Annotated in this window: 15 protein-coding genes; 4 read left to right on the forward strand and 11 right to left on the reverse strand. The window is 66.6% G+C overall.

Annotated elements, in window-relative coordinates; all coding sequences use genetic code 11:
- Positions 1-17 precede the first annotated feature (17 nt).
- Entirely contained in the window at positions 18-812 is a 795-nt protein-coding gene (locus VGT77_RS01270; RefSeq protein WP_327458778.1) for an esterase/lipase family protein, read from the forward strand.
- A 106-nt stretch (positions 813-918) separates the two neighbouring features.
- Here VGT77_RS01270 and VGT77_RS01275 read toward each other — a convergent pair whose 3' ends face one another.
- The 5 genes from VGT77_RS01275 to VGT77_RS01295 all read right to left on the reverse strand — a co-directional run bounded on the left by VGT77_RS01275 (position 919) and on the right by VGT77_RS01295 (position 4,641).
- On the reverse strand, positions 919-1,347 hold the full coding sequence (locus VGT77_RS01275; RefSeq protein ID WP_327458780.1) for an EF-hand domain-containing protein: 429 nt from the start codon (positions 1,345-1,347) through the stop codon (positions 919-921).
- 102 nt (positions 1,348-1,449) lie between these two features.
- The gene (locus VGT77_RS01280) at positions 1,450-1,944 is read right to left on the reverse strand and encodes a glycine zipper 2TM domain-containing protein (RefSeq protein WP_327458782.1); all 495 of its coding nucleotides are present in this window, start codon (positions 1,942-1,944) and stop codon (positions 1,450-1,452) included.
- A 116-nt stretch (positions 1,945-2,060) separates the two neighbouring features.
- Positions 2,061-2,693, reverse strand: a complete 633-nt coding sequence (locus tag VGT77_RS01285) for a hypothetical protein (RefSeq protein ID WP_327458784.1) — start codon at positions 2,691-2,693, stop codon at positions 2,061-2,063.
- Between the two features lie 74 nt (positions 2,694-2,767).
- Positions 2,768-3,826: a DNA replication/repair protein RecF gene (gene recF / locus VGT77_RS01290; RefSeq protein ID WP_327458785.1), complete on the reverse strand. Its 1,059-nt coding sequence runs from the start codon at positions 3,824-3,826 to the stop codon at positions 2,768-2,770.
- A 29-nt stretch (positions 3,827-3,855) separates the two neighbouring features.
- Positions 3,856-4,641: a Coq4 family protein gene (locus VGT77_RS01295; protein WP_327458787.1), complete on the reverse strand. Its 786-nt coding sequence runs from the start codon at positions 4,639-4,641 to the stop codon at positions 3,856-3,858.
- Between the two features lie 93 nt (positions 4,642-4,734).
- On the opposite strand from VGT77_RS01295, the gene zapE reads away from it, so the two are divergent.
- The 3 genes from zapE (at position 4,735) to VGT77_RS01310 (ending at position 7,853) form a co-directional block, all read left to right on the forward strand.
- Positions 4,735-5,847: a cell division protein ZapE gene (gene zapE / locus VGT77_RS01300; RefSeq protein ID WP_327458789.1), complete on the forward strand. Its 1,113-nt coding sequence runs from the start codon at positions 4,735-4,737 to the stop codon at positions 5,845-5,847.
- A 120-nt stretch (positions 5,848-5,967) separates the two neighbouring features.
- Positions 5,968-7,368 (forward strand): M20/M25/M40 family metallo-hydrolase, encoded by a 1,401-nt coding sequence (locus VGT77_RS01305; RefSeq protein WP_327458790.1) that lies wholly within the window; start codon positions 5,968-5,970, stop codon positions 7,366-7,368.
- A 188-nt stretch (positions 7,369-7,556) separates the two neighbouring features.
- A complete protein-coding gene (locus VGT77_RS01310) occupies positions 7,557-7,853 on the forward strand; it encodes a hypothetical protein (protein ID WP_327458792.1) in 297 nt (98 codons plus the stop codon).
- 98 nt (positions 7,854-7,951) lie between these two features.
- Here the strand turns inward: VGT77_RS01310 and VGT77_RS01315 are convergent, their stop codons facing one another.
- The 6 genes from VGT77_RS01315 to VGT77_RS01340 all read right to left on the reverse strand — a co-directional run bounded on the left by VGT77_RS01315 (position 7,952) and on the right by VGT77_RS01340 (position 15,020).
- Positions 7,952-8,842: a hypothetical protein gene (locus VGT77_RS01315; protein ID WP_327458794.1), complete on the reverse strand. Its 891-nt coding sequence runs from the start codon at positions 8,840-8,842 to the stop codon at positions 7,952-7,954.
- Between the two features lie 195 nt (positions 8,843-9,037).
- Positions 9,038-9,913 (reverse strand): CDF family Co(II)/Ni(II) efflux transporter DmeF, encoded by an 876-nt coding sequence (gene dmeF, locus VGT77_RS01320; protein WP_327458796.1) that lies wholly within the window; start codon positions 9,911-9,913, stop codon positions 9,038-9,040.
- Positions 9,914-10,007: 94 nt separating this feature from the next.
- Positions 10,008-12,128, reverse strand: coding sequence for a S46 family peptidase (locus tag VGT77_RS01325; RefSeq protein WP_327458798.1), 2,121 nt, complete (start codon positions 12,126-12,128; stop codon positions 10,008-10,010).
- A gap of 34 nt (positions 12,129-12,162) precedes the next feature.
- Positions 12,163-14,097 (reverse strand): TonB-dependent receptor plug domain-containing protein, encoded by a 1,935-nt coding sequence (locus tag VGT77_RS01330; RefSeq protein ID WP_327458800.1) that lies wholly within the window; start codon positions 14,095-14,097, stop codon positions 12,163-12,165.
- A gap of 9 nt (positions 14,098-14,106) precedes the next feature.
- Positions 14,107-14,604 (reverse strand): NUDIX domain-containing protein, encoded by a 498-nt coding sequence (locus VGT77_RS01335; protein WP_327458802.1) that lies wholly within the window; start codon positions 14,602-14,604, stop codon positions 14,107-14,109.
- Positions 14,601-15,020: a secondary thiamine-phosphate synthase enzyme YjbQ gene (locus VGT77_RS01340; RefSeq protein ID WP_327458804.1), complete on the reverse strand. Its 420-nt coding sequence runs from the start codon at positions 15,018-15,020 to the stop codon at positions 14,601-14,603. The genes VGT77_RS01335 and VGT77_RS01340 overlap by 4 nt, the downstream gene beginning before the upstream one ends.
- Position 15,021 lies beyond the last annotated feature (1 nt).

Genomic DNA, 15,021 nt, shown 5'->3' on the forward strand with positions numbered 1-15,021 from the left:
ACGGAAAGGCGTTTGTTTTGACTTCACTTCATGCGAGCGAGCGGATTGCTCCGCCGTCCAAGCTGCTGGCGCTTTCGGAGCTGCCCCGCGCTTTGGCCGAACTGGGCTCGCTGCCCTGGTTCGGCGCGCTGCTGATGAGCGCGCCGCGGGGCGACGGGCACCCCGTGCTGGTGCTTCCGGGCTTCGTCACCACCGACGCATCGACCACTTTGCTACGCCGCTATCTCGAGCTGCTCGGCTACTCGCCCTATGCTTGGGAACTGGGCCGCAACCTGGGGCCCAAGGCGATCGGCCGCGAAGGCGAAAAGCTGATCGACCGGCTTGACGCCATCTATGCCGAAACGGGCCGCAAGGTCTCGATCATCGGCTGGTCCCTCGGCGGTGTGATGGCACGCCAGGTCGCCCGCCGCCGCCCCGACAAGGTGCGGCAGGTGATCTCTCTGGGCTCGCCCTTCACCGGAGATCCGCGCGCGACCAACGTGATGCGCGCTTACGAAACCCTGACGGGTCAGCGCATGTCGGACGAGCACACCCAGGCGCAGTTGCGCGAGAGCCGGCAAAAGCCGCCGGTGCCGTCCACCGCAATCTACACCAAGGCTGACGGCATCGTGGCGTGGCAGAATTGCTGCGAGCCGGAAGACGCGACGACGGACAATATCGAGGTCTATGGCAGCCATTGCGGCCTCGGCGTCAACGCGTCGGTGCTCTATGCGATCGCCGACAGGCTGGCGCAGCCTGAAGGCGCTTGGCAGCCGTTCGAACGGAAGGGCCTAATGGCCTGGATGTACCCGTCATCGGGGCACGTGCACTGATCATTTGAACGAGTGTTCCCCGGCGCAGGCCGGGGTCCACCCTTCACGTCATAACTGCCCACCTGTCGCTGGACCCCGGCCTTTGCCGGGGAACAGCTTCACGCGACTAACTCGCCGCAGGCGATTGCAGCAGGCCGACGAACTCGTCGCGGTTGACCTTGCCGTCCTTATCCGTGTCCGCAGTCACGAAAGCGGCAGCAGCAGCGCGGCCGGCTTCCTCGACCGTCCTCGGACCGGACAGCGCGGCTTTCTGGAACTTGTGCAGCATGCGGTTGAACTCGGCCTGGTCGAGCCCGCCCGAGCGATCCTTGTCGAACTTCCACCATTCGGTGTCGACGGCCAGCTTGATCTCGCCTTTCGTAGCGACGGTCGTGGGCACGGCCTTGTCCGCAAGCTTTGCCCGCTCCGGGCTGTTCTCGACGACGATCGCCGGGTCGGTCGCTGCCGGTGGCGTCATGCCTTCGGTGTCGGTGGTCTGGGCGAGCACGGGCGCGCAGACCGCAACCAGGCTCGCCGCAATGATGGTGCGTAGCATGTGAACACTCCTTGATCTTCGCGCCACTAAGGGCGCAGGCAAGGAGCGATCAGGCCCGCCGCGCCGTTCCAGCAGGCGGGGCGGGCCGTGCAGAGCTATCGGTCAGCGGCACTCGGGCGGCGTGCTGCCCTGTTCGATCGCTCGACCGGCGACCGCGCCTGCGCCGCCCCCGATGATCGTGCCCACGGCGCTGCGCCGGCCGCCATCGATGGCGCGGCCGAGCAAAGCGCCGGCAACACCGCCGACGATGGTGCCGACCGTGCCGTCGCTGCGGCGGCAATAGGTGCGGCCATCATTGCCGCGCCAGGTCTGGCCCCGATAGGCATAGCGCTCGCGATCCGCTTCGTAGCGGGCGCGGGCATCCTCGAAGGCACGCCGTTCGCGCTCATAGATGTCCCGCTCGCGGTCGAACCGCGCCTGGGCGGCATCGAAGCGGCGCTGCGCAGCCTCGATATCGTAGGCGCCGCGATCGTCGTAGCGATCGTCATAGCGGCGGTCATCATAGCGATCGTCATAACGAACCGGCGGCGCCGGCTGGGCGACAGCCTGGCCGACAAGGCCTGCACCGAGCGCCGACGCGATCAACAAAGTGCGCATGAACCCCTCCTTTTCAACCTGATTGCCGAAGCTTAGCTGGGCTCGGCTGAACGGCAGGCAACGAAAAAGGCGGGACCCTAAGGCCCCGCCTCTTCTTGCCTCATTGCTGAAGCTGATTAGCGGCAGTCGCTCGCGCTCCGCTGGATTTCGCGGCCGCCAAGGGCGCCACCGGCACCGCCGATCACCGCGCCAACCGTGCCGCCGATCGCCTTGCCGATCAGCGCGCCGGCGACGCCGCCGACGATCGTGCCGACCGTGCCGTCACTGCGGCGGCAGTAGGTGCGGCCATCCTGGCCAACCCAGGTCTGGCCGCTATAGGCGGTCTGTTCGCTAACGCGGTTGCCGTTGCGGTCGCGCAGCACACCATAGCGGTCACGATAATAGCCGTTCGAGGCATAGGCAGCGTCGCCCCGCACCCAATAGCCGCTGCGGTCACGGAACCAGCCATTGCGCTCCGCGCGGGCGGCGGTCACGATACGGCCGCGACGATCGCGCAGCGTGCCGCGGTTGTCGACATAGAAGCCATCTGCATTCACATTAGCGGCCACAGCAGCTTCGCTGACACGATTGCCATAACGGTCCCGCAGCACGCCATAACGGTCGCGGTAAACGCCATCGGCATAATAGCCGCTGTTATTAGGGGCAACTTGGCTGGACCCATAGGTGCCGTAATACTGGCCGGCGGCCACAGCCGGAACGCCGGTCGCGACTGTCGCCGTCATGGCGAACGCGGTAAGCAACTTACGCATAACTGTTCCTCCTCTTGACGGCGCTTTAACGGAAGGAGGACGCAAACGGTTTCATGAACCGAAAACAACAAGGGTTAGGATCGGGTGATCTTGCCCTCCGCGACGACATAGCGGTGCGCGCTCTCTGGTGCGGCGGCGAACAGTTCGGGCTCGGTGCCCGTCATCCAGACTTGCCCGCCCTGCGCAGCGAGCCGCTCCAGCAAGGCGGCGCGCCGGCCTGGATCGAGATGCGCGGCGACTTCGTCGAGCAGCAGCACGGGCGGTCGCCCCGCCCGATCGGCGACCAGCTCGGCATGGGCAAGCACCAGCCCGATCAGCAGCGCCTTCTGCTCGCCGGTCGAACAGAGCGAAGCCGCCTGCCCCTTGCCCAAGTGCATCACGGCAAGATCCTGGCGGTGCGGACCTTCCGTCGCACGGCCCGCCGCGGCGTCGCGGCCCCGGTTCGAAGCGAAGGGCCATGGCCCCTCGTCAGCGCCCTCCAGCGATATCCCCGCTCGCGCGAATGAAGTTTCCGACGCGCCTAAGACTCGGTCCCGCAAGGCCGCCACCGTTCGTGCGCGCGCACCCGCAACCTCAGCCCCATGTTCCTGCATCTGCGCTTCGAGCGCCGACAGCCAGGATGGATCAGGGCGGATGTCGCCGGTCAGTAACCGCGTCCGCGCGCGCATCGCTGCTTCATAGCGCGCCGTGTGGTGGGCGTGCGACGGCTCCAGTGCCAGCACGAGCCGGTCCAGGAAACGACGCCGCGCACCCGCACTATCCGTGAGAAGCCGATCCATAGCCGGCGTCAGCCACAGCACCGCCAGCCGCTCGGCAAGCGCATTGGCCGCGGCGGCAACGCCATTGATCCGCACGACCCGTCGTTCGGGCGCGGAGGGCAGCGTGCCGCAGCCGACATCCACGTCATCGCTCAAACGAGCCGCGACAGTGAAGCCGCCGGGTCCACCCTGCCGCGCCATTTCCGACAAGGCCGCCCCCCTCAGGCCCCGGCCCGGCGCCAGCATCGACACCGCCTCGAGCAGGTTCGTCTTCCCCGCCCCATTTTCCCCCGTTAGGATAACGAGCCCCGCCCCCGGCTCGATCACCGCATCGGCGTAGGAACGAAAGTCGGTCAGCGACAGGCGGGCAATCACGCCCAAGCTCTAGCGGGCAGCGGACGAAACTACAGCCCGGTCAGGCCTTGCTCCGCCAGCCTTTTCTGCGCTTTCAGATAAAGCACAGGCTCCGGAATGTTCAGGCGGCGGCGGGCCTGGTCGAGCGGTTCGTGAAGCAGCCGCTCATAGTCTTCGCCGGAGAGCCAGGCGGCGCGCTTGCCGTTGCGATAGCCTTCCCAGACCGCTCGAAAATAGGCCGTCTCGCCGGTGATCTTCAGCGACTTGATCGCCGCGCCGCCCGAGATCACCGCCCAGCCGAGCCCGTCGGTCTGCGCATAGGAAAAAGCGATCAGGCAGGATTCGCCCAGCGGCTCGTCGGCATAATAGCCGGTCAGCACGTGCCAGATGTCGTGCAGGTCCCGCTCGCGCCGGCCGAACCAGCCATAAGGATGTTCGAGCTCGTCCTGCATCTCCTGCGCACCCGAGACTTCGGCAAGGCCCATAGCCGTATAGCCGGTGCGGCCGAGGAAATCGCGATAGGCGGCACCGACCGTACCGGGCTTGAAGCTCGCCAGGAACTCCGGCTGGCTGAACAGCTCCGACAATTCCTGCCGCTTGTACGCGATACGCCCGCCGCCAGGCGCCTCGAGAAGCTTGCGATATTGGCGCGCCGGCGTGTCGGCATTCAGCGCGCGCATGATCAGAAAGGCCTGAACCGTGTCGTCGCTGTCGGCGAGCAGCTTGCGCAGGGCCGCCCATGCGCCCTTCCAGTCGCGCTTGCGCGACGTGCCATAGACGATCGGCGTCTCAGGCGCGGGCGCGGCATCGGGAACGGGGGAAGCAAGCGTGGCCATCGCCGTGGCTTATGCCCGAGGCTCGCGCCGGCAACAACTGCGTGCAATCCCTGATGCTTCCAAGTGCGGCGACCTGCCTCTATCGACGGCTCAGTGGGACATGTGATCGATCGTTACCAGGCGCTGGTGCGTGCCGGTGAGTTGCGAGCTGACGCCGCGCAGGCGGACGCCGCCGCGCTGCTCGACAGATTGGCGGGCGAGTTGGAGGCGGCTCCGAAGCGCGGCAGCATATTGTGGCGGCTGACTTCCCGGCCAGAAGCACCCCCGCGAGGCGTCTATCTCTGGGGCGGCGTCGGGCGCGGCAAGTCGATGCTGATGGACCTGTTTTTTTCCGAAGTCCGCATCGATCGCAAACGGCGCGTGCATTTCCATGAGTTCATGCTGGAGGTGCATGACCGGCTGCGCGTGGAGCGCCAGAAGGAAGCCGGCGACCCGATCCCGGCCGTGGTCGAAGCGCTGAAGGGCGAGGCGCGGCTGATCGCCTTCGACGAGATGGTCGTGAACAACTCGCCTGATGCGATGATCCTGTCGCGCCTCTTCACCCAGCTGATCAACGCCGGCACGGTGGTGGTCGCCACGTCCAACCGCCCGCCGCGTGACCTCTACAAGGACGGCCTCAACCGCGAGCATTTCCTGCCCTTCATCGATTTGATCGAGGAGCGGCTCGACGTGCTGCCGCTGAACGGCCCCACCGACTATCGCATGCAGCGCATGTCGGGCCTCAAGTCCTGGCATGTGCCGAACGGACCGGAGGCCACCAAGGCGCTGTCCGAAGCCTTTTTCCGCCTGACCGACTATCCGCCCGAAGACCGCGCCCATGTGCCGACCGAGGATATTCCCGTGCTCGGCGGCCGCACGCTGCACGTGCCGAAGAGCCTGAAGGGCGTCGCCGTCTTTTCCTTCAAACGGTTGTGCGGCGAAGCGCGCGGGGCGGCCGACTATTTCGCCATCGCCCGCCGCTTCCACACCGTCATCCTGGTCGGCATACCCCGGCTCGGACCTGAGAACCGCAACGAGGCGGCGCGCTTCGTGACGCTGATCGATGCGCTCTACGAGCAGAAGGTGAAGCTGCTCGCCGCCGCCGACGCGGAGCCCGCCGAGCTGTACGAGAAGGGCGACGGCCGTTTCGAGTTCGAACGGACGGTCAGCCGGCTGATGGAAATGCGCTCGGACGATTACCTGGCCGAGGGGCATGGCGAGCGCTGACCTCCCGCTCGTCATTCCCGCGAAAGCGGGAACCCAGCTCTTTCTTGTTGATGGTGGACGTCGTTGAAGAGATGATCTGGGTTCCCGCTTTCGCGGGGATGACGAAGAAGTGGAATATCGATGCGCGCACTGATCCTGGCTGGCCTGTTTCTCTCCTCCTCCGCCCTCGCCGCGCCCGCCGACAATCGATGGCATGCCAAGGCGCGCGAACTGCTCGACCACGCCATCGCCTTCCCGACCGTCGCGGGCCGCGGCCAGCATGTCGCCTATGCCGAATATCTGGCATCCCAGTACAAGGCGGCCGGCTTCACCGATGTCCGCGTCGAGCCTTATGAAGGGCAGAAGGGCGACAACACCGCGGCGCTGATCGTTCGCTGGCCGGCCGCGGCCAGGGCCAAGGCAAAGCCGATCCTGCTCATGTCGCACATGGACGTGGTCGAGGCCAAGCCGTCCGACTGGTCGGTCGACCCGTTCAAGCTGATCGAGAAGGACGGCTATTATTATGGCCGCGGCACCACCGACATCAAATCGGGCAATGTCGCCGTCACCGCGGCGCTGCTGAAGCTGAAGGCAGAAGGCTTCAAGCCGAAGCGCGACCTGATCGTCTTCTTCACCGGCGACGAAGAGACCGAGATGAACGGCGCCAAGCTGGGCGCGACGGAATGGCGGAAGAAGGGCTGGACCGATGCCGAATATGGCCTCAACTCCGATGGCGGCGGTGGCGCCTTCACCAGCGACGGGCGCTCGCTCGGCTTCGGCCTGCAGACGGCCGAGAAGACATACCAGAGCTACGATCTGACCGTGCGCAATCGCGGCGGCCACAGCTCAAGGCCGCGGCCGGACAATGCGATCTACGAGCTTGCGACCGCGCTCAAGAAGCTGGAGGCGCACCGCTTCGCACCGGCGCTGAACGAGACCACTCGGGCCTATTTCACCGAGCGCGCCAAGCAGGAGAGCGGCCCGCTGGGCGAGGCGATGCGGCGCTGGGTGGCCAACCCGAACGACGCCGCCGCCGCCGACGCGATCGAGGCGAGCGAGCTGGAAGTCGGCACCACCCGCACCCGCTGCGTCGCGACCATGCTGAACGGCGGCCATGCCGACAATGCGCTGCCGCAGCTCGCCCAGGCGCGCGTCAACTGCCGCATCCTGCCCGGCGTGGAGCCGAAGGTGATCGAGGCCGAGCTGAAGCAGCTCGTCGGCCGCAATGTCGAAGTCACCTCCTTCGGCACGCCCAATGTGCCGACTCCAGTCTCGCCGCTGCGCGCGGACGTGGTCGGCGCCTATACCCGGTCAGTGCAGGCCATGTCCCCGAAGGCGCAGGTGATCCCGCAAATGTCGACGGGCGCGACCGACGGCAAGGAGTTCCGCGCCGTCGGCATTCCCGTCTATGGCGTGGACGGCAGCTGGATCGTCTCCCCCGATGACGAGCGCGCCCATGGCCGCGACGAGCGGCTGCCGGTCAAGGCGCTCGACGACAATGTCGACCACTGGGTGCGGATGATCCGCTCCCTGGCAGGGTAACCAAAATAGGGACAGTCCCTATTTTCGCGGGCCGCTTCCCGCACCGGAAAAATCAGCAGAAAGAAAATAGGGACTGTCCCTATTTTTCCCTTTGTCCTAGGGAGCAGAAATCGTCCCCGGGTGCCGTTAACCATTCTTAAAAACACCCGTCCCAATCTGGCTCACGCAGCAGAAGGGGAATTGCTGACATGGGCAGCAGCTACAAGAGTGCCGCATTCCTGATCGAGTCCCGCCTCGCCGACGCGGCGCGGGGCGATCCGGACGCCTGCTTCGACCTGGGCATCGCCTATTCGTCGGGCGCGGGCGGCCTCGATATCGATCTGATCGAAGCGCACAAATGGTTCAACCTGTCGGCGCTGTCGGGCTCATCCCGCGCCGCCGAATGCCGGGCCGAAGTCGCCGAAGACATGACCGCCCGCGAAATCGCCGAGGCGCAGCGCCAGGCCCGGGCCTGGCTGAACGCGACGCGGCGTATGGCGGCTTGATCAGAGCGTAAGTGTTCCCCGGCGGAAGCCGGGGGCCATCTACATCGCTTCTGGACCCCGGCCTTCGCCGGGGAACAGAGTAAAGCGGGCCCCTCCTCTCACTTGGTCGTGTCGCCTTCGCCGGCTTCGAGCGCGGCCAGTGCCTCGCGCAGCGCCTTGGCGGCCTCCCGCACCGCCTGCACCCGGTCGGGCGCCGCAGGCTTGGTCACCTCCACCGACGCCATCTGCACCGGCTCCGCCACCTTCTCGGCCGCAGGCTCCGGAGCAGGCGCAGCTTCCGCCACCCGCACTGCGTTCGGATCGACGGCCCGCGCCGGACCTTCCGGATCGACGGGCGCGAGGTCCGGCCACTCATTCTGCGCTACTTCCACCGGCTCGGCAGCCTTTTCGGGCATCGGGGTGGGTGGCGGCGGGGCAATCGCGACTTCCGGAGCAGGCGCTTCGGCGGTCTCGGCATAGATTGGCGGCTGCGGCGGCGCCCATTCCCGACGCGCGGCATAGCGCGGCTCGGCGCTGCATACCGCCAGCCGGTCCTCGTCCGGCACCGACTGGATCAGGTCCATCAACTCGCCTTCCGACACATAGCCGGCAAAGCGCGCGTCCTGCGCCATGCCGGCACAGCGCTGCTCGTCGAAATCGGCATCGGAATAGCGATTGCCGAGCGACGTCTCGAAGTTCGAATAGGCATTGAGACCCGCCGACGGTCCCATGGTGCGGATGAAATGCTCGCGCACCACCGCCTGTTTGCGGGCGATCAGGTCGCGATTGGCGCGAATGAAGCGGTTGTAATCCGCCGCCATCGCCGGCTCCAGATCGCGGCAGTTGAGCATGGCGACTAGCAGCATCGTCTTGAACCGCTGGACCTTCAGCGCCTCGAGCTCGACTCCATTCCAGCAATCGCGGTTGAGCGCCGGATCGACGCTGGCCTGGAGCGGCGCGGACGCGCACGACAAGAGGAGCGCCAAAGCGCTCAAACGGCGAGCAATCATGAGACTTCCCCTTAAAGACCGACGCGGCTCTCCGCTTTCATGCTCTTCTTGAGAGTCGCGTCGTTGAAGAAGCTATCACGACCATGGTTACCGGCAACGGCAAGCCGTTCAGAAAAGGAGGTATTTGGCTTCCGTTCCTGTTCAGGAACGATCAGTCGAAGTTCCAACACGATATTACGTTCACGAAACGATGGTTCAGTGCGCGTGAGCTTGGACCGTCAGGTGCACCACGCCGTTGAGAGTGCGCAGCCGCGCACGTGCCGAGACAAGATCGGCAGGCTCCGCGAGATCGACGATCACGGCCAGCGCACCCGGTCCCAACCGCCAGACATGCAGATCGACGATCCTGTTTTCAGGCTCCAGCAATGCGCGGACCTTGTCCGCCGTGCCGATGTCGGTCCTGTCGAGCAATATGCCGGCGGTCTCCTTCATCAGCGCCCAGGACCAGCGGGCGATGACGATCGCGCCGACGATGCCGATCACCGGGTCGAGCCAGACGAGCCCCAGATAGCGCCCGGCCAGCAAGGCCGCGATCGCCAGCACCGATGTCAGCGCGTCCGCCAGCACATGGATATAGGCCGCCCGCAGGTTATTGTCGTGGTGGTGATGGTGCTCGCCGTGCCCATGATCGTGATGGTGCCGGTCGAACAGCAGCACGGCACTGACAAGGTTCACAATCAGACCGAGCACGGCGACGAGCGTGGCATCGGCGAAATCGACCCGCATCGGCTCAAACAGCCGCGTGATCGACTCCGCGGCAATGCCGATCGCGAATAACGCCAGGATCAGTGCGGAAGCGAAACCAGCCAGGTCGCCGACCTTGCCGGTGCCAAAGCTGTAGCGCGGATCATGGGCATGACGCCGTGCATAGCGATAGGCGATCGCGGCCACGCCCAGCGCCCCCGCATGCGTCGCCATGTGGAAGCCGTCGGCGAGCAGCGCCATCGATCCGGTCAGATAGCCCGCGACGATCTCACCGACCATCATCACGGCGGTCAGCGCGACGACCCACTGGGTCCGCCGCGCATTCCGGTCGTGATGCTCGTGGAGGTAATCGTGGGAGATCGTCATAACGCCTCGTCATTGCGAGGAGCGAAGCGACGAAGCAATCCAGAGCCCCCGACGATTTCTGGATTGCTTCGCTGCGCTCGCAATGACGAAGGGCTCAGCGCCTCACCCCCATCTCATCCAGCAACCGGTGCGCGCCGTCGACCTTGTCCATCGTCCACAGCATGAACCGGCTGTCGACATGGATGGTGCGGTTGACGGCCGGATTGAACATCCAGTCGCTGACCACGCCTTCGAGCGTGCCATCGAACGCCAGGCCGACGAACTCGCCGCGGCTGTTCAGCGTCGAGGAGCCGGAGTTGCCATTGGTGATATCCACCGTCGAGAGGAAGTCCACCGGCAGCGTGCCCAGCGACGGCGACGCATAACGGCCATAATCCTTGGCCTGGATCAGCTGGATCATCTTGTCCGGCGCGTCGAACTCGCCCTTGCCGGTGTGCTTGGCGGCGAGCCCCTCGGCGGTGGTGAACGGCGTCCAGACCTGCCCGTCCTTGGTCTTGCCCGTCACCTTGCCCCAGGTGAAGCGGAGCGAGCCATTGGCGTCGGGGTAGAGCGACTTGCCCTGGCTTTGCGCATAGGCGAGCCGGCCGGCCATATAGGCCGAGCGGGCGCGCTGGATGTCGCCGGCCCGCGCCTTGGCCGCGGCTTCGCGCCGCAGATCCTCGTCATAGGCCGCGACCGCCAGCCGCACGAACGGATCGTTCGAGGACTGGAAGGCGGAGACGGGCTGGTCGAGCAGTCCGACGCGCACCTTGGTGTCGCCGAGCTGCGTGCCCGAATAGAGCCCGTCCAGCGTCTGGGGCAGCGCTGCATCGTAGCTCGACCAGCGCTCGGCAGCCGGCAGCTTGCGATATTCGGCAAGCGCATGCTCGAGGATGGCGCGGTCGATCGCGGGGTCGTAGCGCCGCTCGATCGCGGTCAGGCTCTGCTCCAGGAAAGCGCGGTCGCGGTCCTGATAGCCGGGCTCGCGCTGCGCGTCCCGCTTGGCCCGCTCCTGCGCCCAGCGATAGGCACGACGTGCCGCCGAGAAGAGCTGCGCGCGGTTGAGCAGGCCCCGCCGCGCCTCGGCCAGCTCATAGGCATTCTGTTCCGCCACCAGCCGGTCGAGTTCGGCAATGGCGGGGCCGTAGAGCGCCTGGCGCTTCGGGTCGGCGGCGACCCAGGCGCGATAGGCGGCCTCCTCCGCCTCCTTCTTCTCGATCAGCCCCATCGCCTCGGCGCCCGCGAGCTCGCCGATATACTTCTTCTTGTAGTTGTCGGCCCCCTTCAGGATCGACGCATATTTGATGCTCGCGGCTTCGTTGCCGGCGGTCGCGCTGATGATCCGGTCGGAATATTCGTTGAGCAGTCGCTGCTGCAGCGGCGTCAGCGTCTCGAACGCGAACTTGGCTTCGGCCGCCGTGCGGTGGCGGAAGGTGACGCCCGGAAAGCCGGCGACCATGATGAAGTCGCCCTCCTCGACGCCCTTGTCAGCGATCTTCAGGAATGCCTTGGGCTTGAACGGCACATTCTCCTTGGCGAACGGTGCCGAGGAGCCGTCGGGCGCGACATAGGCGCGGTAGAAGCCGAAATCGCCGGTGTGGCGCGGCCACATCCAATTGTCCGTCTCGCCGCCAAAATTGCCGACGCCGCCGGCCGGCGCATAGACGAGGCGGACGTCCTTGATCTCGAGCTGCTGCTGCAGCCAATAGTTCTGCCCGCCGAAATAGGGGCGCACGTCGCAGCGGCGCGACGCCTGCTTCTCGCAGGCCGCGATCAGCGCCTTGCGGTTGGTCTCCAGCCGGTCATAGCGTGCGCGGCCGGTCAGCTTCTCCGCGCCCTTCAGCATCGCCCCCGTGACGTTACGCAGATCCTCAATCACATAGATGCGCGTGCCAGGAGCGGCCGGCAGCTCATCGGCAAGCGAGGCCGCAAGGAAGCCGTCTGTCAGATAATCCTGCCCCGGCTTCGAGTTATACTGGATCGAGCCATAGACGCAGTGATGGTTGGTCGCGACCAAGCCCTGCGGGCTCAGGAACGCCGCCGAGCAGCCGCCAAGCGACGCGATCGCAGTCAACGGCGGCTGCTGCAGGTCGCCCAACTTCGTCGGATCGAGCTGCAAGCCTGCGGCGCGCAGCTGTTCGGCAATGGCGCCCGTCTGGCTCGGCAGCCACATACCTTCCTCGGCCAGAGCGGGGGCTGCGGTGGCAAGCAGGGCGACGGTCAGGATCTTGTGCATCTTCTCTCCGATATTCTTCGTCGTACCGGCAGGCTTAGCCGATCTGGAAGCCGATGCGGAAGCTCCGTCCAGGCAGCGGCAGCCCCAGCTGGGGTGTGATCACATCGTCGGTCACATTGTCTATGCTGGCGGTCAGCCACAGCGGCGCGCCGGCGAACAGCGACACGAGGTTCCAGCGCCCGCGCAGGTTGATCTCTTCGCCCGCCTTCAGCCGCGCCTTGATTCCGTTCGGCGCCAGATCGACCGCCGGTCCGACACGCCGATACTCGCCGCGCAGCGACAGCCGCTCGACCGGCTGCCAGTCGAGCGCGGTCATCGCGTCATAGGAAGGCCGCTGCACCAGCTGGCGGAACGGTGCCGCTCCCGCATCTGCGCGGGCGCGGAGCAGCGATGCGTTCAGCTCCCAGTCGAGCCCCTCGCTCACCTGCGCCGTCACCGCCGCATCCACGCCATAGCTGCGCGATCCAGACAGGTTGAAGCGCTGGCGACGATTGACGCCGTTCACCCGCATCACGCGCTGCGCGATCGTGTCGGTGCTGCGGATGAAGAAGGGGTTTAGCGTCAGCGAAAAGCGGGGCCGGACGATGCTCAGCTCGGCATCCGCCAGCCAGGAGCGCTCGGGTGCGAGGTCCGCATTGGGCAGGAAGCGGCCCAACGCCTCGCCGAACAGCTCCCGCGCGCTGGGAAAGCGGCTGCGCCGTCCTCCGGAAAGAGCAAGCGTCACGCCGTCCGCCACCGTCAGCCGATAGGCGGCGGAAAGGGCCAGTGCATTCTTGGCCGGCTGGCCGGGCTTGTCGCCGGTGCGCGTATTGGTCGATCGGTCATAGGCGAGCCCCAAGGTCGCATTGCCGCCGAACAAAGGCGCGTCCGCCTCGCCGCCGAGCGTGTAGAGATTCTGCCGAAAAACGAGCCGCGGCCCCGGTGCCCTAGGCAGCGTGGTATCGACCTGCGCATGCCGGCTGGTCTGTGCCGTGCCGACCAGCCGCAGCGTCACCGGGCCGGGCGAGGCCGAGAGCACAAGGCGCCCGCCATGCGTGTCATCCTCATCCTCTTGCGTCGCCCGCACGGCCGCATAGCGAGCGTTGGTATATTGCTCGATCCGCTGCCCGAACCATTGCCGCCACAGCACCAGCCGCGCCGACGCGCCGCCAAGGTCCAGGTCCGTCGTCAGCGCCGCCTGGGTTTGCTCGATCCGCGGATAGCGCCAGTAGCGCGGTGCATCGACGGCCGGGTCGCGGTCCGACTCCGGGGCAATGCCCCGCTCGGCATCGACGTGCAGCAGATAGCCCCGTATCGTCAGCTGCTCCGTCCGATAGCGCGCCGCGGCGAACAGGGTGACGCTGTCCAGATCGGTGTTGAGCCGCCGGTTCGACCGCGGCTGGCTGAACGGCAGCGCGTCCAGATCCGCCACGGGCTCGGCGTCTCGCGTCACACCCCACGCAGCCAGGGTCAGGTCGAGCCCGCCCACCGGCAGCGTGGCCACTACCGACCCCTGGCCGAAGCCATAGCTTCCCAGCTCCGCCAAGGCGCGGAAGTTGCGCTCCCCGCCCGAGCGGGTGCGCAGGTCGACCGCGCCGGCCACTGCATTGGCACCATATTCGATCGGCACCGCGCCCTTGGTGACGCTGACCGCGCCGATCAGCCCGGCCGGGATCACGCCCAGATCGACGCGCCCGTCCCAGGGCACCGCGAGCGGCGCGCCGTCCAGAAACACCTGGGTCTGCCGCTCCTCGCTGCCACGCACGCGTGCGATCGTCTCGCCGCGCGAGTTGGTGCGGGTGGAGACGCCCGCCAAGCCCTCCAACGCTTCGGCAGCATTGCGCGGCTGACGCTCCAACAGCCTAGTTTCGCCAATCTCCACCTGCGGCGGCAGCACGCGCCCCTGGGCAGGCTCGGCGGTGACGGTAATCGTCTGCCACTCTTCTTCTGCCGGCGGCAGCAACGCGAACATCAGAACGGGAAGAAACATCCTGTGGACCTAAAGCGAAGCGGGGCGGTCGTCACCGGCGACGTGCGGGAACAAGTCCGCCAGGCGATCAAGGAAGGGCAGCTGGCTCGGCAGGATCATCGCACGCGCCGCATCGAGCCCGAACCAGCGGACCTCCTCCAGCTCCGGAAAACGCTCGCGCCGGCCGCTCCGGGGCGGCCATTCCATCTCGAAGCTGTTGCTGACCAGCTGGGCGGGATCGAACATCGCCTCGACCGCGAACGCCTCCACAAGCTTTCCGCCCGCCTGACGAAGCTGTCCCAGCGGCAGCAACTCGCCTTGCGGACGAAAGCCCAGTTCCTCCTCTGCCTCGCGCAGCGCAGCCTCCACGGGCGCCTCGCCGACCTCGATCGCGCCTTTCGGGATCTGCCAGGCGCCTACATCCTTGCTGCGCCAATAAGGGCCGCCGGGACGCGCGAGCAGCACGTCGAGCGCATCGCCGGTGTGCCGGAACAGCAGCACGCCGGCGCTGCCCGGCGCCTTTTTCATGCGCCGATCAGATGCAGGGCGACCGACCGCCGGTGCGGGCGCCGACGATGCTCGAACAGATAAACGCCCTGCCAGGTGCCGAGCGCCAGCCGCGCGCCAATAACCGGGATGGAAAGGTTCACCCCGGTCAACACCGTGCGGATATGCGCCGGCATGTCGTCCAAGCCTTCGTCGTCATGATCGTAAGCAGCGGCATCCTCCGGCGCGATCCGATCGAAATAGCGCTGAAGGTCGCTCTTCACCGCCGGCGCGGCATTCTCCTGGATGATCAGCGAGGCCGAGGTGTGGCGGCAGAACAGGGTGAGCAGGCCTTGTTCCATGTCCTGATCCGCCACCCATGCGGCGACCCGATCGGTGATCTCGACCAGCCCGGCGCCCGGCGTCGTGACCTCGATCTGACCGGTCGCCTGCTTCACC

It is taken from the genome of Sphingomonas sp., from assembly GCF_035944535.1.
GTDB lineage: Bacteria > Pseudomonadota > Alphaproteobacteria > Sphingomonadales > Sphingomonadaceae > Sphingomonas_B.